We start from the raw sequence: 18,058 nt of genomic DNA, 5'->3' as shown, positions 1-18,058 counted from the left end.
AATCCGAGCCTGGAGAAGGACCTGTCGCTGCTGGTGGTCGACGGCCCGGCCGGCTTCGGCAACGGCCTGGTGCTGCCGGCCGGCCCGTTGCGCGAGACGCCGGAGCACGGGCTGAAGCGGGCCGACGCGATCGTGGTGATGGGGCCGGACCGGGCGGGCATCGCCGCCCTGGCCGCCCGCCACGACCTGCCCGTCCTGGGCGCCCGGCTGGTGCCGTCGGCGGCGGACGCCGCCCGGCTGCGCGGCCGCCGGGTGCTGGCCTTCGCCGGCATCGGCCGGCCGGAGAAGTTCTTCGACACCCTGGCGGAGCTGGGCGCCGAGATCGTGGCCCGCATCCCCTACCCCGACCACCACGCCTACACCCCTGACGCCGTCATGCGGCTGGTCGAGACCGCGCAGGACCGCGATGCCATGGCGGTGACGACGGAGAAAGACCTGGTTCGCCTGCCGCCCCAGGCCCGGCCGATGGTCGAGGCGCTGCGGGTCGACCTGACCTGGGACGACCCGGTCGCGGTCGACGCGGTGCTGGAGCCGGTGATGCGGCGGGTGCTCGGCCCCGGCGTCTCCTAGGACCGGCTGGGCGCCGCCGGCGCCAATCCGCCCCTCCGGCCATGGGATTCGGAAGATTTTCCGGAAATTCGGCTGGCTTGTGGACGATCTGCCCCCCAGACCGGTATCATGTCCTCTCAATTGCTGTGCAGGTCGCGGTGACGTTCGCCCCTCGCCAGAGGCATGATCTGGCTTCGATCCGGAGGGCCGGCGTCAGCGGATCGGCGCCTGGAACGGTTGGCGACGACGCTCCCTCGACTACCGTCAACATGGCCTGACGATCCAGGATCCAGACTCGGGATAAAACATCCATCGGAGATTTCAAATGACTGTCATTAACGCCTCGTCCGTCACCTCTCTCACCGGGGACTGGAAATTTTCGTACTATGTCAATGTTACAGAGATAACTGACAGTGGATACATAGGCCTTTCGGGTTCCAATAGCGTTTACATCATTGACAATAATAATAATTTAATTTTGTCAGAACGAGGAACCTATACCGGAAATATTGATGAAAATTATGGAAACAGCTATTTTAATCTTTCATTTTCTGATGATGGTAAATATATTTCCTATGAAAGAGATTATTTCTACAATTGGAACGACGTTGAAGGTAGCGGCGGATATACAATCTATTACCAAAATGTGATATCTCCCTCAGGAGGGGTGACAGAAAACGAAGTATATACTGATGCATATTTGGTAAAATTTGTTGACACCTCAAGAGAAGGAACTTATATTTTACAAAATTATGGCGATTTGTCCCTGAACAATGTCGTCGCCAAAACGAGCGTTCTCGTCTCGGTCGACAGCAACGAACAAAAGGCCAACGCCGCTTCTTATTTCGAAGCCATATCGACCAATGAGCATTTTATCGTGTTCAACAGCGCCGCGACGAATCTGGTGGCTGGAGATACGAATGGCGTCGTCGATCTGTTCCTCCGCGACACCACCCTGGGCAACACGACCAGGATTTCCGTTGCCTCCGACGGCGGGCAGGCCAACGGCAATTCGTACGACGCCCTGATGTCGGACGATGGCCGCCATGTCGCCTTCGAGAGCAACGCCAGCAATCTCGTCGCCGGCGACACCAACGCTGCCAGCGATGTGTTCCTGCGCGACACGGTGCTCGGCACCACGACGCTGGTGACCGCCGCCGCGGATGGCGGGGCGGCGAACGGCTACTCGACCATGGACGGCATGTCCGGCGACGGGCGCTACATCCTCTTCGAAAGCCTCGCCAGCAACCTGGTCGCCGGCGATACCAACGGCGCCCAGGATATCTTCCTGCGCGACACGGTGCTCGGCACCACGATCGCGGTGTCGGCCACCGCGGACGGCACGCCGGGGAATGGCGCCTCGGTCGGAGCGTCGATGTCCGATGACGGGCGCTACATCGTATTTTCCAGCGCAGCCAGCAACCTGGTCGCGGGCGACACCAACGGTGTCAACGACATCTTCCTGCTCGACACGCAGACTGGGGGGATCGTCAGACTGTCCATCGCGGCGGATGGCAGCCAGGCGAATGGGGCCTCGATCCTTCCCAAGATCAGCCCCGACGGGAGCATCGTGACATATCAAAGCGCGGCCACGAATCTGGTCGCGAACGACACGAACGGCAGGAACGATGTCTTCAAGGTCCTGCTTGGAGGCACGACCCTGAAGGCGGATCTTCTGCTCGGGTCCTCCGGCACCGACTCGGTCAGCTATGCCGACAGCACCGCCGCGGTGACGGTGGATCTGACGACCGGCCAGGGCCATGGCGGCTATGCCGAGGGTGATCGGCTCCACGACATCGAGAATATCGTCGGCTCGCGCTTCGCCGACACGCTGATCGGGTCCGCCGGTGCCAACGCGCTGCAGGGCGGAGACGGCAACGACGTCCTGCGGGGCGGTGCCGGAGCCGACGTGCTGGATGGCGGAATCGGCATCGACACGGCCAGCTACGCCGGCAGCACCGCCGCGGTGGTGGTCAGCCTGACCAGCAATGCCGGCAATGGCGGCGATGCCCAAGGCGACACGCTGGCGGGGATCGAGAACCTGGTCGGCTCGGCCCTGAACGATTATCTCTACGGCAGCGCCGGGGCCAACAGCCTGGCCGGCGGCGCCGGCGCGGATTATCTCGATGGCCGCGGCGGCGTCGACACGGCGGACTATTCCACCTCGTCCGCCGGCGTCAACGCGACTCTCTCCGGCATCAGCCACGGCGGCGACGCCGAGGGCGACCGCCTCGTGAACATCGAGAATCTGCGAGGCTCGGCCTTCGCTGACCACTTGACCGGCGACGCCGCCGCCAATCGCCTGGACGGCGGCGCCGGCATCGACACCGTCCACTACGCCAACAGCTCCGCCGGAGTGACGATCAACCTCGCCGCCGCCACCGCCGCGGGCGGCTACGCCCAAGGCGACGTTCTGCTCGGCATCGAGAATGTCGACGGCAGCCAGCACCGTGACGGCCTGACCGGCAATGCCGGCGCGAATGTGCTGCAGGGATTGGGCGGCGACGACACGCTCCGTGGCGGGGCAGGCGCCGACCGGCTGATCGGCGGCGCGGGCATCGACACCGTCAGTTACACCGACAGTGCCGCTGCTGTGACGGTCAGCCTGGCCAGCCACGCCGGGTCGGGCGGCGACGCCCAGGGTGACTATATCGAGGCCGAGAACGTGAACGGATCGCGCTTCAACGACGCGATCTATGGCGATGCCGGGGCCAATGTGCTGAACGGCTGGGCTGGCCGGGATATCCTGGAGGGGCGCGGCGGGGCCGACCGCTTCGTGCTGTCCGCCGTCGCGTACAGCGCGCCTGGCGCCAATGCAGACCGGATCACCGATTTCTCCCATGCGCAGGGCGACCGGATCGATCTCTCGGCCATCGATGCCCGGACGGACAGAATCGGCGACCAGGCGTTCCATTTCATCGGCAGCGCTGGCTACAGCTACGAGGCGGGCCAGTTGCACTACGCCTATTCGGGCAGCACCACCATCATCGGCGGCGACATCGATGGCGACGGCGGGTCCGACTTCAACATTGTCCTCACCGGCCGCATCGCCCTCGTCGCCGGCGATTTCGTGCTCTGAGGCCGTGCGCTATCCGATCTCCATCCGGCACGGCGGTCCGGATGGAGATCGCCGTGCCGACCGGGATTCCATTCTGTACGGCCCCGAGCAGCCGGCCGCCTGTCGCAAGTCGCAGCCATCAATACGCCGGAACCCTAACCTAGCTATACTGTCCGGGGTAGACCGATTTGGATTCAGCCAACAAATACAGGAAGGTAGAGCACTATGGCGACCATCAATGGCACCCAATTCGTGGATTACCTCAACGGCACCAGCCAACGGCCGGCCGCGACGCGATCAGCGACTTTTCGCACTCTGAGGGCGACAAGATCGACCTTCGCCCGATCGACGCCGACGGCAATGGCGCCAATGGCAACACCGCCTTCACCTTCACGCCGGGCGGCGCCTTCACCGGCTCCGGCCACGAAGTCATCGTGCAGGGAAGCGGCGGGATCTACACGGTGCTGGCGGACGTGAACGGCGACAAGGTGGCCGACATGGCCATCACCGTACACTCGGCGACGGCGCTGGTGGCGGGCGACTTTATGCTCTGAGACCGCTAGCGGCCCCAGCTCTGGTCGGGGCCGCCTGGAACCGATGTAAACGTTTTGTGCAGTGTGGGGTGCTTCCTTTTTGTTCATGATATGTTTCATGACAAACACCCCCGCACCCGATCCCGACCTCCAGGCCTATCGCCGCGCCCTCGGGCTGCAGCAGGTCGAAGCGCTGTCGCGCCTGGCCGAGATCGGCATGCAGTTGGCCGAAGGGGCCGGCGCCCGCGCCCTGGCGGCCCAGACCGCCGCGGCCGACAACGTGCAGGCAAGCCCGGACGGACATCCGGCTGAGGACGCCGACACCAGGGCCGAAGACCCAAGGGCCGAGGCCCGGGAGGCCGGGACGGCCTTCGCCCGCTATGCCCTGCTGGTGCAGCGGTCCCTGGCGCAGCGCAGCCGCGCCATCGACAGCCTGTGCGCCCGCGAGACGGCCGAAGCCGCGGAGCGCGAGGCCGCCCGCCCGGCCCGCCGCGCCGCCCAGCGCGCGGAGGTGGAGAGCGTTCTGCACAGCATGGTCTGGGACGAAACCCCGGACGACGACGACCGGGCCGCGGCCCTGGAGGGCGAACTCGGGGAGCGGATCGAGAACCTCTACGCCGACCCGGCGGCCCGGACCGAGGATCGGCCGGCCGGCGCGGTCATGGCCGGGCTGGCCTGCGGCCTGGGCATGAGCCGGGAGTGGAGCCCGTGGGCCCGCTGGTGGCCGGCGACGCCGCGCCCGGCCCGGCTGACCGGCACGACCGTCGAGATCGAGGCCGAGCGAAACCAGCGCCGGGACCGGGTCGTCGCCGCGATGGAACAAACCTTCGCCGAGATCCGCGATCCCAGCCGGATCGAGGGGCTGCGGGCCGGGCTGGCCCTCCGGCTGCAGGAGGCCGACGCGATCGGCTGGCTCGACACCGAGACCGCGCACGTCGTCACCTTGCGCCTGTGCCGGTCCCTCGGCGTCGACCCCGAACTCTGCTCCGCCGGCCTCGATGGCTTCGACACGGGGTGACCGGCCCAGCGGCCTGGCCGCCTATGCCGCCTTGGCCTTGCGGATCGGATGCGTGTCGAAGGTCAACTGGTCGCGCCGGATCTTGCCGTCCCGAATGGTGAGGTGCTTGGCGCAGGTCAGCGTGCCGGCGGACCGGGTGGCCAAATCGTACATCAGCAGCGCCTGGTCGTCGTCGCCGAAGGCGGCGATCACCCTGACGCCGGTGACGTCATGGGCCAGCCCGGTCAGGCCCTTCAGATAGGGCCCAGCCCCGGTGGATTGCTGCATCGGCCCGTCGAAGACGACGTCGTCGGCGATGAACTTCGCCGCGGCATCGAGGTCTCCGCTGGTCCAGGCCTTGGTGAAGGCGAGGGCGAGGGCGATGTCGAGCGGCTTGGCGTGGTCGGCCATGATCCGTCTCCCTGCGGTGATGGGCGGTGATTCAGCCATCCCCGTCCTTCATCAACCGCAGCCATCCGCGCCCAGTTCCTGGGATCGACGCGGTGCGAAGCCCGTTCGCCCGCCTATTGCCCCGTGCATTCCTGGCCCTTTGCCAGGCTGCGGACCAGGCGGTCGACCACGGGATCGAAGGCCTTGGCCCGGGATTGCGGATAGTCGAGCTGGAACCACGCGGCCTGGCCGTCGCCAAGGTCGATGCCGCGGACATAGAGGATCCGCCCGCCCTTGCTGCCGGACAGGCTGGCCTTGCCGTCGGCGATGCGGTGCAGCGTCATCCGCCAGCCGTCGTGGCCATACTCTTCGAGCCGGGAGGCCGCGTCCGTGCGGAACGTGTCCATGAGATTGGTGCCCCAGACCAGCAGCCGCGCCCCGCTCTCTGTCGAGGCCATGGTGACGCCGTCGCCATTGTCCGGTTCGGCCGTCACGGTGAAGCCGGGTGGCACGTCGACGCCATAGCAGAACCGGGGATTGCCGTAGACCGACCAGCTGTCGGTCGCCGCCGGGGGAGCCGCCATCGACGGACCGGCCCAGGCCAGCAGGGCGGCGGTCAGCCCGGCGGCGAAGACCCCGGCGGTGCGTCGACGGTGACGTCCCGATCTCATCCACGGCATCGTTTGCATCCTAGAGCATGATCGTTTCAGGTGGATTCAGGCCGCCATGTTTGGCCGAAGAATGGCAACGCCTGCGAGACTCCAAAGCACCCACCCCTAATAGGCCAGGCCGGTCTTGAAGATCTCGACCGCGTAGAAGGCCAGTTCGCCGTCCAAAGCGCGCTGGATGTTGGCGGCCTTGCGGAAGCCGTGCTGTTCGCCGGCGAACAGGACATAGCCGACCGGCTGGCCCTTGGCCCGCAGCGCGTCGACCATCAGCTCGGTCTGGTTCGGCGGCACCACCGCATCCTCGTCGCCCTGGAAGAAGATCACCGGCTTCGACAGCCGGTCGGCATGGTACAGCGGCGACCGCTCACGGTAGCGCTCGGCCTCCTGCGGATAGGGGCCGATCAGCCAGTCGAGATAGCGCGACTCGAATTTGTGGGTGTCCTGGGCCAGGGCGGCGGCGTCGCTGACGCCGTAATGGCTGGCGCCGCCGGCGAACCAGGTGTCGAAGGCCAGCGCCGCCAGGGCGGTGTAGCCGCCGGCGCTGCCGCCGGTGATCACCGACCGGGCCGGGTCGGCCAGCCCCTGGGCGGCGAGATACTTGGCCCCGGCGACCGAATCCTGCACGTCGACCACGCCCCAGGCCAGATTCAGCCGGTCGCGATAGGCGCGGCCATAGCCGGTGCTGCCGCCATAGTTGACGTCGAGCACGGCGATGCCCCGGCTGGTCCAGTACTGGATGCCGAGGCTGAGGGTCGAGGAGGCGGCGGAGGTTGGCCCGCCATGGATCTTCACCACCAGCGGCGGCACGTCGCCCGCCGGCGCCGCGTGGTCCGGGTTGGTCGGCGGATAGTACAGGCCATGCGCCGTCCGGCCGCCCGCGGTCGGGAATTCGACCGGCTGCGCCTCGGCGAAGAAGCGGCGCAGCGCCGGGTCCTCGCCGATCTCGGTCGCGCGCTTCAGCACCTCGCGCCGCCCTGTCGCGAGGTCGAGCCGGACGATCGCGGCGGCGTCGCGCGCCGAACCGCCGCGGAACACCGCCACCCGCTCATTCGCCCGCAGCGAGGTGATGTCGGTGTAGGGCAGGTCGACTGGCGTCAGCGCGCCGCCGGCGAGATCGACGAAGGCGAGCTTGCCCAGGCCGCCCTCGATATAGCTGCACAGCAGGCGGCCAGGCCCGGAGAAGCTGTAGGCCGACAGGCCGAACACCCATTGCGGCCGGCCGAATTCGGCCGCCATCGGCAGCACGGCTTCGATCGGGCCACCGCGCCCGTCGCAGCGATACAGGTTCCACCAGCCGGAGCGGTCGGCGACGAAGACCAGCCAGGCGCCGTCCGGCGACCATTCCGGCTGGAACACCGATTCGCCGGATCCGCCGGCCAGCGCCTGCGGCGCCTCGGCCGGCGACCCGTCGGCCGTGAGGTCCACCGCGAACAGGGTGGTCTCCACCCAGGGCATGTGCGGATGGTCCCAGGCCAGCCAGACCAGGCGGCTGCCATCCGGCGACAGCCGGGGCGAGGCGAAGAAGTCGTGGCCCTCGGCCAGGATGCGGACAGTGCCGGCGGCGGCGCCGTCCAGCGGCACCGCGACAATGGCGTTGTCCGGATGCGCCTGGCCGGGGCGGTGGCGTTCGCCGACGCCGATCCACAGCCGGCGGCGCGGATCGATCAGGCCATCGGCGAAGCGCCATTCCTCCCCGGCCGCATCCGTCGCCGGGGTGACGGGCACCGGTGCCGCGCCAGGAGCCTGGCGGTACAGCCGGCGGTCGGCCGGGGTGCCGGGACGGTCGTTGGAAAAGAAGACGGTGCCGTCGACGACGGTCCAGGCGCCGCCGCCATATTCATGCACCCGGGTGCGGACATTGACCCCGGCGGGGCTGGCATCGGCGATCGTGCCGTCCGGTCCCTGCCGGACCAGGACGCTGCGCCCGCCTCCCTGCGGCCGGCTTTCCAGCCACCAGACGGTGTCGCCATCCAGTTGGACTTCGGACAGGCCGATCGACTGCGCCACGATCAGGTCGGAGGTGATCGGCGACCTCCAGAATCCGAAGGGCGCGGTTCTGATGCTGGACATGGCTGCTTCTCCGATCGACGGAGCGACAGCCTGTCCGATCGGGCGGCGCGTTTCCAGTGCCGGACGCGGCTTATTTTTTCGCGATCACCCAGACCGCGTGGATGATGCCCGGAAAATAGCCCAGCAGGGTGAGCAGGATGTTGAGCCAGAACTGCCCGCCGAAGCCCACCTGCAGGAACACGCCCAGCGGCGGCAGCAGGATGGCGATGATGATCCGGATCAGATCCATTCCGGGAGAGGTCCTTCAAGGCACGGGATTGAAAGCCGGGATGCCCGGGCGGATGGCATCATCCGCCCGGGCGACCGATCACGGCGGGTTGGGCTTGGTCGCCCCTTCGATGTTCTGACCGGCCGTCTGGGTGTCCTGGCCGACACCGCGGACGGTGTTGTTGCAGGCGGCCATGCTCAGGCTGGCGGGCAGCCGTCCGGTGAGGTGAACGATACGTGTGATCATGATTCAGCTCCTCACTTCTTGAGAACGTCGCGGACGGCGTCCTTGACCTTGCCGGCCGCGGACTCGACCCTGCCACCCGCCTGCTGCACCCGGCCTTCGGCTTCGAGCGAGGTGTTGCCGGTCACTTGGCCGACAACCGTCTTGCCCTTGCCGACGACCTGGTCTACGGCGCCCTTGATGCGGTCCTTATCCATGGATTTTTTCCTTTTCCTGGGAAACCGATCCGCAGCGGACCGGTGATGGAACGGCATCGCGGCCGATATGGTTCCGTCACGCTGCGCTTAGCGGCACAGGAAACGGCCGATCGCCAGGCCGGCGGCGAAGGCCAGGCCCAGGCTGGTCAGCGGCCGTTCGGTGACATGGCCCTGAATCTCGTCCGAAAAGGCATCGGCGGCCTTGCCGACGCGGCGCGCGCCGCGCTTGCCGGCATCGACCGCATCCTGCGCCGCGCCGCCGGCCCGGCCGGTCAGCCGGCCGATCTCGGCCCGCAGATCCGCGATCGTGCTGGTAAGGCTGTCGACATCCTGTTCGATGTTGCGGGTCGCCATGGTGGTTTTCTCCTTGGATTGCACGAACGGCGCCACGTCACGCCAGGCTTCCGGCCGCGAGGACCGGATTGCGGGACGAGGCGATACGATGGAAACAGGGGAAACTCAGATCAGTGGCCGTTTCGGCACCGGGGTTTCCGCCCATGCGGCGAGTGACCGCAGGGCGCTGGTGTCATGAACCTGCAGTTTCTTGCGCGCCAGGGTGAAGACGCCGTCGCGATGCAGCCGGCGCAGCACCCGGTTGGTGTGGATCAGCGACATGCCCAGCATGTCGGCGATGTGCTGCTGGGTCAGCGGGAATTCGAGGGCATTGTCCTTGACCAGATCCAGCTGCCGCGCCCGCTTGTAGACGGCGAGCACGATGGTCGCGACGCGCTCCACCCCCGAGCGCTGGCCGACCGACAGCAGGTTGTCGTCGACGATGCCTTCCTCATGCGCGGTCAGCCAGGTGACGTCGTAGGCCAGGCCGGGATGGTTGCGGAACAGGTCCCACAGCCGCCGCTTGGGGAAGACGCAGACCTCGACCTCGGTCAGGCATTCGATGCCGTAGGGCGCGCCGGTCTGGGGCGAGACATGGAAGCCCATGAAATCGCCCGGCATGAGGATGTTGAGGATCTGCCGCCGTGCATCCTCCAGTTCCTTGAAGCGGAACGCCCAGCCGGAATAGAGGGTGTAGAGATCGCTGTCGTCGTCGCCCTGCGATACGATCTGCGCCCCGGTCGCGAACTTCAGGGTGCCGCGGCGCATCTCGTTGATGAAGGTGATCTCTTCATCCGTGTTCGTCTTGAACAGCGGCCGGCTGCGCAACGGGCAGGTCGCGCATTTGGTCGGGGCCATCGATCGCGTCTCCTCATCAACCGGCGAGTCGTATCGAACGGCCATCGAATTAAACGGGATGGTCGAAACCGAGTACGTCAAAAGTTTAAACAGCGTTACGGTCCGGTCCGCTGTCTGGATCAGATAACGCGCCGGCGACCGTTCCGGGCCCACCGCACGGAACCCTTTCCGCCCGGGGCCCGTAGGAGACCCGTGACACGTCAGGGGCTTGGCCCCGGCTGGCCGCCGCGGCATGGTGGCCGCCGACATAGCGGAGACAGCATGCGCCAGCGTTCCCTAGCGATCGTCCTCTCGGCCACCCTGGCGGCCTCAGCCGGAACGGCAGCCGCCCAGACGCCGGCCCCGGCGGCCCAGACCGGTGCGACCACCACCGTGCCGGCCGAGACCGACACACCGTTTCCCGCATCCCAGCTGGTGCAGCAGACCGGGCCGCAATTCCGGCAGGCCGAGACCCTCGGCCGCCAGATCTATGTGATCGACGGCGCCGCGGCCCTGGCCAGCAACGTTCTGCGCCGCAATGGCATCGACCTGCAGACCGGCGGCGTGGTCGGCTGGGTGACCGAACCGGTGGCGACCGGCATCCTGGTCCGCTTCGTCCGCCAGGGCCGCCAGGGGCCGGAGGCGGCCTACGACGTTACCGTCGATGCCACCGGCCAGGCCCCGGTCCTGGCCCGGCGCGACGGCGCGCCGCTGACCCCGGATCAAGCCGGCCAGTTCGCGGCGGTGCAGCTGGCGCTCGGCCGCCTGGACCAGCCCTGCTCGAAGGTCTATGCGCCGGTGGCGTTCCGCGACCCGGGCACCCGCAACTGGCGGGTCTACGCCCTGCCGGAATCGACCCAGCGCGGCGTCTTCCCGGTCGGCGGGCATTTCCGCTTCCTGGTCAGCCCGGATGGCAGCCGGATCCTGTCCGGCGGGCGCCTGCCCCCACCCTCCTGCCTGGCCGGCGAGCTCACCTCCGAAGGCCATCGCGCGGTGGCACTGGCGGTGGCCGAGCCGCAATCGCCGATCCCGACCGAGCTGCATGTCTTCCTGAGCCTGCGCCGCCAGTTGCCGCTGATTGTGCTGACCCAGCCGGAGGGCACCCGCTGGCTGGTCAGCAACGGCTCGATCGCGTCGGTCAGGCAGTAGCGGCCAAGCCGTTCCGATCTTCGCAGGATCGATCAATCGGGATCGTGCCATCATGCCCCCGGTCGATGAGAGAGGGAGCGATGGCGAAATCCTGGGCCGAGAAGCTGCGGGACCCGCGGCCGCATCAGGTCAAGCCGGCACCGATCGACATCGCCGGCATGAAGGCGGGCGAGATCATGCTGGTGCCGACGGCACGGATGATCGACGCCTTCATCCGCGCCATCCCGGTGGGAACCGGCCTGGATGTGCCCGGCCTGCGCCGCGCGCTGGCCCGCCGGCACGGGGCGGAGGTGACCTGCCCGATCACCACCGGCTTCCATCTGCGCACCGTCGCCGAAGCGGCCTGGGAGGCTCATCGGGACGGTGCGGCGTTGGTGGCGGTCACGCCGTTCTGGCGGGTGCTGGATAGCCGGACGCCAACCGCCGCGAAGCTGGCCTGCGGCATCGACTTCATCCGTCGGCAGCGCCGGGCCGAAGGGCTGGCGGAGGCCGACGGCCCGGTCAGGCCGCCGGTACGGCGTTAGAGCGGACCCGGCGCGGCAGGGTCAGCGCCACCAGGATGCCGAGCCCGACCCCGGCGGCGGCCAGGAAGATCGCGGTGCGGGTGCCGTCGAGCATCGCCGCACGCAGGGCCTCACCCGTCCGGCCACCGATCCCGGCATTGGCGATGGCGACCAGGATGGCCAGGCCGATGGCATTGCCGATGTTCAGCGTGGTCGAGGCCATGCCGGAGGCCACGCCCTGTTCGTCATGGTCGACGCCGGAGGCGGCCGCGATCCACATCCCGGTCCAGGTGACGCCCTGGCCGATGCCAGACACGATCAGGCCGGGCACGACGGCGAGATAGCCGGCGCCGCCGAAGGCCCCGAGCCCGAGCAGGACGGTGCCGAACCCGCCGCCGACCATGCCGAGCAGCAGGGTGCTGCGGGTGCCCAGCCGGGTGGCCAGCCTTTCGCCGAGCTGGGTGCCCGCGGCGATGGCCAGCGACGGCACGACGAAGGCCAGCCCGGTCTCCAGCGCGCTGAAGCCATGCACGGTCTGGAACAGCACAGTCAGGAAATAGGGCAGCGCGCCGAAGCTGCCCATGTAGAGGAAGGTGATTGCCATGCCGGCCGCCAGGTGGCGGTTAAGGAACAGGCGCATCGGCATCAGCGGGTCGGCGCTGCGGGTCTCGATCAGCGCGAAGGCGGCCAGCAGCAGCGCCGACAGCACGGCACAGGCGACGATCCCTGCCGAGGTCCAGCCCGCCGCCGGCCCCTGCACCAGCACGGTGACCAGCAGGGTGACGCCGGCGGTGGCGGTCAGCGCCCCGGGCAGGTCGAAGCTGCGGCCGCGCGGCCGCGGCGGGTCGCGCGGAATCACCACCAGCGCCGCCAGCGCGACCAGGCCGGCCAGCGGCACGTTGACGAAGAACACGGCCGACCAGCCGAAGCTGTTGGTCAGCACGCCGCCGAGCAGCGAGCCCAGCGTCAGCCCGCTGGCGCCGGCGCCCCCCCACACCGCCAGCGCCCGGTTGCGCCGCGGCCCTTCCTCGAACAGGCGGTTGACCAGCGACAGCGTCGCCGGGAACAGCAGCGCGCCGCCGATGCCTTGGACCGCGCGGGCGAAGATGATCACCGCCGGGGACCAGGCCAGGCCGCCGACCAGCGACGAGGCGGCGTAGAGGCCGAGCGCGAACACGAACATCCGGCGCTGGCCCAGCAGGTCGGCGGCGCGGCCGCCGAGCAGCAGGAAGCCGCCGCAGAACACGGTGTAGGCGCTGACCACCCATTGCAGCGACTGCTCGGAGAAGCCGAGCCCCGTGCCGATCTCCGGCAGGGCGACGAACACGATGTTGAGGTCGAGCGAGATGATCGTCTGGGCCAGGGCCAGCAGGGCCAGGCTCCAGCCCAGGGAATGATGGCCGCCGCGATCGGCAGAAACGGTTGCGGACATGGGGTCCGGACTCCTCGGAGGGGGATTCGATTCGTCCGACTGTACGCAGATTATCGTACTGTTTGATAGTACCGGAATATACGTACTAAACTCGCCCATGCCGGAGGCGCGAAGGTTTGACTGTCCGCGTACCATTTCCTATTTATCGATCATGATCACCCCGCAGCATCCCGATCGGCACCAGATCCGGCTGGAGAACGTGCTGACCGCCCTCGGCCACCCGATGCGGCTGGCCGTGATCCGCGCCCTGGCCGCGGATGGCGACCGCGCCTGCGGCACGCTGCTGCCGGGCGTGTCGAAATCCACCCTGACCCATCACTGGCGCGTGCTGCGCGACAGCGGCGTGATCTGGCAGCGCCCGTCGGGCCGCGAAAACCTGCTGTCGCTGCGGCGCGACGACCTGGAGGCCCGCTTTCCGGGACTGCTCGATGCCCTGCTGAAAGCCGCCGTCGCGGATCACGCCGACGCGATGGCGCATCCCGGCAACCGCTGACGACCCCGGGGCCTCATGTTTCGACCGGCGTCGAATCATCCGGTGCCGCGGCCAGGCTAGACCTGCATCAGCCGATGACCGGCCGATGGAGATGACGATGAGCACCGATGCCGCGATCCGCCGAATCTACGAGCAGTGGCACGCGACGGTCCGCAGCCGCGACCTCGACGGGCTGGTGGCCCTCTATGCCGAGGACGCCATCCTGGAGACGCCGCTGATCGTGGCCACTTATGGCGAGGCGACCGACGGAATCCTGCAGGGCCGGGCCGCGATCCAGTCCTTCTTCCAGGCCGGGCTGCGCACGCTGCAGACCGATCTCGGCCGCTGGTACCGCACCGGGCTCTTCTTCTCCAACGGCCGGCAGCTGACCTGGGAATATCCGCGTGAGACGCCGGAGGGCGACCAGGTCGACCTGGTCGAGGTGATGGATGTCGTGGACGGGCTGATCAGCCACCACCGGGTCTATTGGGGCTGGGTCGGCTTCAAGCTGCTGCGCGCCGCCATGGCCAGGCCCGCGTAAGACTCACCAGGCCCAGGCCGCCCCGCCCACCATGGCGCCGATCGCCAACTCGCCGAGAATCCGGGCGCGCGGCAGCGCATCCGTGCTGGTCAGCGTGACGCAGAGCACGGCCAGCACCGCCAGGGCGCACAGGCCGCGCAGGACGGCACGGCAGGGAAGAATCCTCGGGAGGCCTTGTGTCATCGGGGGCTCGCACGGCTCACAAGCCACGACCCATGACACGAACCGCGCCGGCACGCTGTGACGGGGAACACTCTCGCCGTGGTGACCGTCAGGGCGCCCGGCCAGCCGCCGTCTTGAGATAGGCGATGAGGTCGAGCCGGTCCTGCCGCCGGGGCAGGCCGGGGAAGTCCATGCGCGTGCCGGGCACCAGCGCGCGGGGGTTGGTCAGGTAGCGGTCGAGGGTCGCCTCATTCCAGGTCAGGTGGCTGTCCCGCATCGCGTCGGTGTAGTCGAAATCCTCGACCGAGCCGGACAGCCGGCCCAGCAGCCCGTGCAGCGACGGCCCGTATTTGTCCTCCCCCTCCTCCAGCGAATGGCAGGAGTCGCAAACCTCGAACACCGCCTCGCCCCGCACCGGATCCGCCATCTGGGCCCGCGCCACGGCCGGCAGCGCCACCACGGCCATCACGGCGAGAGCCGCACCATGCTTGGTCCTGAACATCGCACCGACTCCGAATATGAGTAATGATCACATTTACTAATGTGATAAACACTCATATTCTGAAAATCAAGCCGGAGGTGCGCTCAGCCGCCCAGCTCCGCCAGCGCCAGTTCGGCCACCGCCAGGTCGATCGCCGGGTGGTCGCCGTCGTCGAGGATCCAGACCGCTGACAGGCCGGCCTGGACCAGGACCCAGCGCAGCAGGCGGTCGCGCTCCATCCCCGCCGCCTCGGCCACCACGGCCGCCCGCCGGGCCAGGCGGCCGGGCTGGGTGGCCACGGCCTCGTCAGGTGCGGCGAGATCAGGTGCGCCGGGCAGGCCCATATCCGGAGTGGTGAAGATGTTGCCGTAGTCATAGCCGCGGTCGCCGACGAGGTGCCGCGGGTCGATCGCCAGCCAGCCGCGCGGGCCGAAATCCAGCACGTTGTCGTGGTGCAGGTCGCCATGCAGGGTGACGACCTCCCGCGGCCCCGCCAGCAGGTCGCGCGCCGTGGCGGCGGCTCGGGCGACGACACCGCCGTAGCGGTCGCCGCCGAGCGTCAACGGCTCCAGCCACTGTGCCAACGGCAACAGCCCGTCCGGCAGCGGCCGGCCGCGCGGCCGGTGCAGCCCGGTGGCCGCGGCGCAGAGGATGCGGCAGGCCTCGTCATCCTGCCCCAGCCGCGCCATCGCGGTCAGCGAGGCGGGGCCGGTGGCACGCTCCAGCAGCAGCGTGTCGCCATGCTGGGCCAGCACCATGGCCGCCCCCTCCCCGGTCCAGTACTGCATCAGCAGGCAGCCCAGGCGCTCATCCGCGTTGACCGGCTGCTTGATCATGGCCGGCAGGTCGCCGTGGAGCACCGGCAGCAGCCGGCTGCCATGGGTGACGATCGGGTCGCCGTCCGGCACCAGGCCCCAGCGGGCCAGATCGTCGTCGAACATCGTCGGTCCTGGGGTTCGCCAAGGGTCCAGGCAGCAGATAGGGGCCTTCTCGCCGCTTGGCCAGGGGCCCACCGGTCCCTGGCACCGGCCTGCCGCCAGCGCCATGTCAGAGTATCGCAAGGGGAGGCAGGCGATGGGGTCGAGAATCCGCTTCACCGGCACCGGGCCGGGACCACACACGCAGGATGGCTGCGCGGTCGAGCTGTACCGCCGCCTGCCGGCCGACGACGAGGCGGAGATCGTCGCCGCCGTGGTCCCGGCCGGCGGTTCGATCCTGGAGCTAGGCTCCGGGCCGGGCCGGGTGACCCATGCGCTGGTCGCCCTCGGCCACCGTGTGACCGCGGTCGACAATTCGGCCGAGATGCTGGCCCATATCCGCGACGCGGAGACGGTGCTGGCCGATATCGAGGATCTCGACCTCGGCCGCCGCTTCGACGCGGTGCTGCTGGCCAGCACGCTGATCAACTTCCCCGAGGCGCGGACGCGCGCCGCCCTGCTCGCCACCTGTCGGCGGCATGTCCGGCCCGGCGGCGCCGTGCTGATCGAGCGGCGCAACCCCGACAGCTTCGCGTCGATCCGGCCCGGGCCGGCTGGGGAGGAAGCCGGCATCCGCCACACCGTCGAATCGGTCCAGCACGAGGGCCGCCTGGCCCATATCGTCCTGCGATCCGAGGCCGCCGACGCGGCCTGGACCCAGAGCTACACCTGCGAGCTGATCGACGACACGCAGCTGGCGGAAGAGCTGGCCACTGCCGGGCTGCGGCTGGACCGCTGGCTGGATCCGCCGCGCCGCTGGGCCTTGGCGGTTCCGGCCTGACGCTTCAGGCCACCTGCGCCGCCGCCTCGCGTGCGTCGTAGCCGCGGCGCCACAGCATGAAGACCTGGACACTGGCCAGCGTCACCGCGGCCAGCACGCTGAAGAACAGTGCCAGCGGCAGCCATTGCCCTTGGTAGTGCTGGGCGATCACCTGGCCAAGCAGCGGCGCGCCGCCGGCCGAGACGGTGACGCCAAGCTGATAGCCCATCGAGATGCAGGAATAGCGCAGCCGGGCCGGGAAGGCGGTGCTGAGGAAGCCGGCCATCACGGCATAGACGCCGGACAGGGTGACGATGGCGAGCGAGATGCCGAGCACGATCGCCAGCGGCTGGCCGGTGCCGACCAGCAGGAACATCGGATAGGGCGCCAGCATCGCCAGGAAGGCGGCGAGCTTGAGGAAGCGGACCTCGCCGATGCGCTCGGCCAGCAGCGCCGAGACCGGCTGCGACAGGAACTGGATCACCGTGACCCACAGCAGGCAGTCGAGGATCAACTGCTCGGGGATGCCGACATATTTGGTGGCGTAGGAGATCATGAACACATTGGTGAAGAAGAAGCCGCCGGTGCCCAGCACCGAGACGCCGGCCGCCAGCAGGATCGGATACCAGGCGGTGCGCAGCGCCTCCGCCACCGGGTAGCGCGCCATCTCCTTCTGCTTCACCACGGCCTCGAAGGCCGGGGTCTCGCGCACGCTGGCGCGGATGGCGAAGCCGACCACCAGCAGCACCACGCCGGCCAGGAACGGCACGCGCCAGCCCCAGGCCAGGAAATCCGCCGGGTCCAGCAGCTTCATCGCCCGGAACATCAGCAGCGCCATCAGCAGGCCCGCCGGGCTGCCGAGCTGGGCGAAGGAGGCGAAGAAGGTGACCCGCTTCGCCGGCGCATGCTCGCCCGCCATCAGCACGGCGCCGCCCCATTCGCCTGACGTGGCCAGGCCCTGGATGATGCGCAGCGTGACCAGCAGGATCGGCGCCCAGACCCCGATCGCGGCATAGGTCGGCAGGCAGCCGATGGCGATGGTGGCGAAGCCCATCATCAGCATGGTGAAGATCAGCAGCTTCTTGCGGCCCAGCCGGTCGCCGAGATGGCCGAACAGCATGCCGCCGATCGGCCGGGCGACGAAGCCGAGCGCAAAGGTGCCGAAGGCGGCCAGGGTGCTGACGAAGGGATCTGTGCTCGGGAAGAACAGCGGCCCCAGCGCCAGCGGCACCGCCAGCCCATAGACGTAGAAATCGTAGAATTCGATGGCGGTGCCGATGAAGGCGGCCGCTGCGGCACGCACGGGCTGGCGCGCCGGGCCCTGGTCAGGACTGGAAGAAGATCCGTTCAATCGGGCCTCGGGGTGGTTTGAGGAAGAATGCGACCGCCTTGGGGTCTCGCCGGCCATCCAAATGAGTCCCCCCTCCCCTCGCGGGAGGGGGCTGGGGGAGGGGGCTGTCGATGACAGGCACGGAATACACCGGCCTAATCCGCATCG

At 68.6% G+C, this 18,058-nt stretch carries 22 protein-coding genes; 9 read left to right on the top strand and 13 right to left on the bottom strand.

Annotated features, from left to right (window positions below):
* From lpxK to AC3XYG_RS00720, 4 genes are all read left to right on the top strand, one after another.
* Positions 1 to 570, top strand: a 570-nt coding sequence (lpxK, locus tag AC3XYG_RS00735; RefSeq protein WP_489137898.1) for a tetraacyldisaccharide 4'-kinase, incomplete at its 5' end; no start/stop codon positions are given.
* A 304-nt stretch (positions 571 to 874) separates the two neighbouring features.
* Positions 875 to 3,628: a hypothetical protein gene (locus AC3XYG_RS00730; protein ID WP_489137897.1), complete on the top strand. Its 2,754-nt coding sequence runs from the start codon at positions 875 to 877 to the stop codon at positions 3,626 to 3,628.
* A 167-nt stretch (positions 3,629 to 3,795) separates the two neighbouring features.
* Positions 3,796 to 4,161, top strand: coding sequence for a hypothetical protein (locus tag AC3XYG_RS00725; RefSeq protein ID WP_489137896.1), 366 nt, complete (start codon positions 3,796 to 3,798; stop codon positions 4,159 to 4,161).
* Between the two features lie 97 nt (positions 4,162 to 4,258).
* Positions 4,259 to 5,158, top strand: coding sequence for a hypothetical protein (locus tag AC3XYG_RS00720; RefSeq protein WP_489137895.1), 900 nt, complete (start codon positions 4,259 to 4,261; stop codon positions 5,156 to 5,158).
* Between the two features lie 21 nt (positions 5,159 to 5,179).
* Here the strand turns inward: AC3XYG_RS00720 and AC3XYG_RS00715 are convergent, their stop codons facing one another.
* From AC3XYG_RS00715 to AC3XYG_RS00680, 8 genes are all read right to left on the bottom strand, one after another.
* Positions 5,180 to 5,548 carry a nuclear transport factor 2 family protein gene (locus tag AC3XYG_RS00715; RefSeq protein ID WP_489137894.1) on the bottom strand — a complete coding sequence of 123 codons (369 nt, stop codon included), beginning with the start codon at positions 5,546 to 5,548 and terminating at the stop codon, positions 5,180 to 5,182.
* A gap of 113 nt (positions 5,549 to 5,661) precedes the next feature.
* Positions 5,662 to 6,198 (bottom strand): hypothetical protein, encoded by a 537-nt coding sequence (locus AC3XYG_RS00710; RefSeq protein WP_489137893.1) that lies wholly within the window; start codon positions 6,196 to 6,198, stop codon positions 5,662 to 5,664.
* Between the two features lie 105 nt (positions 6,199 to 6,303).
* A complete protein-coding gene (locus tag AC3XYG_RS00705) occupies positions 6,304 to 8,265 on the bottom strand; it encodes a S9 family peptidase (protein WP_489137892.1) in 1,962 nt (653 codons plus the stop codon).
* Between the two features lie 70 nt (positions 8,266 to 8,335).
* Entirely contained in the window at positions 8,336 to 8,494 is a 159-nt protein-coding gene (locus AC3XYG_RS00700; protein WP_395675055.1) for a YqaE/Pmp3 family membrane protein, read from the bottom strand.
* Positions 8,495 to 8,572: 78 nt separating this feature from the next.
* A complete protein-coding gene (locus tag AC3XYG_RS00695) occupies positions 8,573 to 8,719 on the bottom strand; it encodes an entericidin A/B family lipoprotein (protein WP_489137891.1) in 147 nt (48 codons plus the stop codon).
* 11 nt (positions 8,720 to 8,730) lie between these two features.
* Positions 8,731 to 8,913 (bottom strand): CsbD family protein, encoded by a 183-nt coding sequence (locus tag AC3XYG_RS00690; protein WP_489137890.1) that lies wholly within the window; start codon positions 8,911 to 8,913, stop codon positions 8,731 to 8,733.
* Between the two features lie 87 nt (positions 8,914 to 9,000).
* Positions 9,001 to 9,267, bottom strand: a complete 267-nt coding sequence (locus AC3XYG_RS00685; RefSeq protein ID WP_489137889.1) for a hypothetical protein — start codon at positions 9,265 to 9,267, stop codon at positions 9,001 to 9,003.
* Positions 9,268 to 9,372: 105 nt separating this feature from the next.
* Positions 9,373 to 10,104: a Crp/Fnr family transcriptional regulator gene (locus AC3XYG_RS00680; RefSeq protein WP_489137888.1), complete on the bottom strand. Its 732-nt coding sequence runs from the start codon at positions 10,102 to 10,104 to the stop codon at positions 9,373 to 9,375.
* 261 nt (positions 10,105 to 10,365) lie between these two features.
* Between AC3XYG_RS00680 and AC3XYG_RS00675 the strand changes: the two genes are divergently transcribed.
* Positions 10,366 to 11,232, top strand: a complete 867-nt coding sequence (locus AC3XYG_RS00675) for a hypothetical protein (protein WP_489137887.1) — start codon at positions 10,366 to 10,368, stop codon at positions 11,230 to 11,232.
* A gap of 80 nt (positions 11,233 to 11,312) precedes the next feature.
* Complete coding sequence (locus AC3XYG_RS00670; protein WP_489137886.1) at positions 11,313 to 11,756, top strand: hypothetical protein; 444 nt, start codon at positions 11,313 to 11,315, stop codon at positions 11,754 to 11,756.
* Here the strand turns inward: AC3XYG_RS00670 and AC3XYG_RS00665 are convergent.
* On the bottom strand, positions 11,734 to 13,167 hold the full coding sequence (locus AC3XYG_RS00665; protein WP_489137885.1) for an MFS transporter: 1,434 nt from the start codon (positions 13,165 to 13,167) through the stop codon (positions 11,734 to 11,736). The two genes, AC3XYG_RS00670 and AC3XYG_RS00665, sit on opposite strands and share 23 nt — an antisense overlap.
* 151 nt (positions 13,168 to 13,318) lie before the next feature.
* On the opposite strand from AC3XYG_RS00665, the gene AC3XYG_RS00660 reads away from it, so the two are divergent.
* The gene (locus AC3XYG_RS00660) at positions 13,319 to 13,660 is read left to right on the top strand and encodes an ArsR/SmtB family transcription factor (RefSeq protein WP_489137884.1); all 342 of its coding nucleotides are present in this window, start codon (positions 13,319 to 13,321) and stop codon (positions 13,658 to 13,660) included.
* 97 nt (positions 13,661 to 13,757) lie between these two features.
* Positions 13,758 to 14,180 (top strand): nuclear transport factor 2 family protein, encoded by a 423-nt coding sequence (locus AC3XYG_RS00655; RefSeq protein ID WP_489137883.1) that lies wholly within the window; start codon positions 13,758 to 13,760, stop codon positions 14,178 to 14,180.
* A 3-nt stretch (positions 14,181 to 14,183) separates the two neighbouring features.
* Here AC3XYG_RS00655 and AC3XYG_RS00650 read toward each other — a convergent pair whose 3' ends face one another.
* The 3 genes from AC3XYG_RS00650 to AC3XYG_RS00640 all read right to left on the bottom strand — a co-directional run bounded on the left by AC3XYG_RS00650 (position 14,184) and on the right by AC3XYG_RS00640 (position 15,764).
* A complete protein-coding gene (locus AC3XYG_RS00650; RefSeq protein WP_489137882.1) occupies positions 14,184 to 14,363 on the bottom strand; it encodes a hypothetical protein in 180 nt (59 codons plus the stop codon).
* An 88-nt stretch (positions 14,364 to 14,451) separates the two neighbouring features.
* The gene (locus tag AC3XYG_RS00645; RefSeq protein WP_489137881.1) at positions 14,452 to 14,844 is read right to left on the bottom strand and encodes a c-type cytochrome; all 393 of its coding nucleotides are present in this window, start codon (positions 14,842 to 14,844) and stop codon (positions 14,452 to 14,454) included.
* Positions 14,845 to 14,927: 83 nt separating this feature from the next.
* Entirely contained in the window at positions 14,928 to 15,764 is an 837-nt protein-coding gene (locus AC3XYG_RS00640; RefSeq protein ID WP_489137880.1) for an aminoglycoside phosphotransferase family protein, read from the bottom strand.
* A 133-nt stretch (positions 15,765 to 15,897) separates the two neighbouring features.
* Here AC3XYG_RS00640 and AC3XYG_RS00635 point away from each other — a divergent pair, with 133 nt between their 5' ends.
* The gene (locus AC3XYG_RS00635; protein ID WP_489137879.1) at positions 15,898 to 16,581 is read left to right on the top strand and encodes a class I SAM-dependent methyltransferase; all 684 of its coding nucleotides are present in this window, start codon (positions 15,898 to 15,900) and stop codon (positions 16,579 to 16,581) included.
* Positions 16,582 to 16,585: 4 nt separating this feature from the next.
* On the opposite strand, the gene AC3XYG_RS00630 is transcribed toward AC3XYG_RS00635, so the two are convergent.
* The gene (locus tag AC3XYG_RS00630) at positions 16,586 to 17,863 is read right to left on the bottom strand and encodes an MFS transporter (protein ID WP_489137878.1); all 1,278 of its coding nucleotides are present in this window, start codon (positions 17,861 to 17,863) and stop codon (positions 16,586 to 16,588) included.
* Positions 17,864 to 18,058: the final 195 nt, after the last annotated feature.

This window comes from Inquilinus sp., from assembly GCF_057815775.1.
Note: the sequence above shows the minus strand (reverse complement) of the source record. Positions and strands in the feature narration are given on the sequence as shown.

Excerpts from the sequence above, each read along its gene's own strand:
- AC3XYG_RS00730 (WP_489137897.1), top strand. The coding sequence starts at position 875 with ATGACTGTCATTAACGCCTCGTCCGTCACCTCTCTCACCGGGGACTGG.
- AC3XYG_RS00720 (WP_489137895.1), top strand. The coding sequence starts at position 4,259 with ATGACAAACACCCCCGCACCCGATCCCGACCTCCAGGCCTATCGCCGC.
- AC3XYG_RS00715 (WP_489137894.1), bottom strand. The coding sequence starts at position 5,548 with ATGGCCGACCACGCCAAGCCGCTCGACATCGCCCTCGCCCTCGCCTTC.
- AC3XYG_RS00710 (WP_489137893.1), bottom strand. The coding sequence starts at position 6,198 with ATGAGATCGGGACGTCACCGTCGACGCACCGCCGGGGTCTTCGCCGCC.
- AC3XYG_RS00705 (WP_489137892.1), bottom strand. The coding sequence starts at position 8,265 with ATGTCCAGCATCAGAACCGCGCCCTTCGGATTCTGGAGGTCGCCGATC.
- AC3XYG_RS00700 (WP_395675055.1), bottom strand. The coding sequence starts at position 8,494 with ATGGATCTGATCCGGATCATCATCGCCATCCTGCTGCCGCCGCTGGGC.
- AC3XYG_RS00695 (WP_489137891.1), bottom strand. The coding sequence starts at position 8,719 with ATGATCACACGTATCGTTCACCTCACCGGACGGCTGCCCGCCAGCCTG.
- AC3XYG_RS00690 (WP_489137890.1), bottom strand. The coding sequence starts at position 8,913 with ATGGATAAGGACCGCATCAAGGGCGCCGTAGACCAGGTCGTCGGCAAG.
- AC3XYG_RS00685 (WP_489137889.1), bottom strand. The coding sequence starts at position 9,267 with ATGGCGACCCGCAACATCGAACAGGATGTCGACAGCCTTACCAGCACG.
- AC3XYG_RS00680 (WP_489137888.1), bottom strand. The coding sequence starts at position 10,104 with ATGGCCCCGACCAAATGCGCGACCTGCCCGTTGCGCAGCCGGCCGCTG.
- AC3XYG_RS00675 (WP_489137887.1), top strand. The coding sequence starts at position 10,366 with ATGCGCCAGCGTTCCCTAGCGATCGTCCTCTCGGCCACCCTGGCGGCC.
- AC3XYG_RS00670 (WP_489137886.1), top strand. The coding sequence starts at position 11,313 with ATGGCGAAATCCTGGGCCGAGAAGCTGCGGGACCCGCGGCCGCATCAG.
- AC3XYG_RS00665 (WP_489137885.1), bottom strand. The coding sequence starts at position 13,167 with ATGTCCGCAACCGTTTCTGCCGATCGCGGCGGCCATCATTCCCTGGGC.
- AC3XYG_RS00660 (WP_489137884.1), top strand. The coding sequence starts at position 13,319 with ATGATCACCCCGCAGCATCCCGATCGGCACCAGATCCGGCTGGAGAAC.
- AC3XYG_RS00655 (WP_489137883.1), top strand. The coding sequence starts at position 13,758 with ATGAGCACCGATGCCGCGATCCGCCGAATCTACGAGCAGTGGCACGCG.
- AC3XYG_RS00650 (WP_489137882.1), bottom strand. The coding sequence starts at position 14,363 with ATGACACAAGGCCTCCCGAGGATTCTTCCCTGCCGTGCCGTCCTGCGC.
- AC3XYG_RS00645 (WP_489137881.1), bottom strand. The coding sequence starts at position 14,844 with ATGTTCAGGACCAAGCATGGTGCGGCTCTCGCCGTGATGGCCGTGGTG.
- AC3XYG_RS00640 (WP_489137880.1), bottom strand. The coding sequence starts at position 15,764 with ATGTTCGACGACGATCTGGCCCGCTGGGGCCTGGTGCCGGACGGCGAC.
- AC3XYG_RS00635 (WP_489137879.1), top strand. The coding sequence starts at position 15,898 with ATGGGGTCGAGAATCCGCTTCACCGGCACCGGGCCGGGACCACACACG.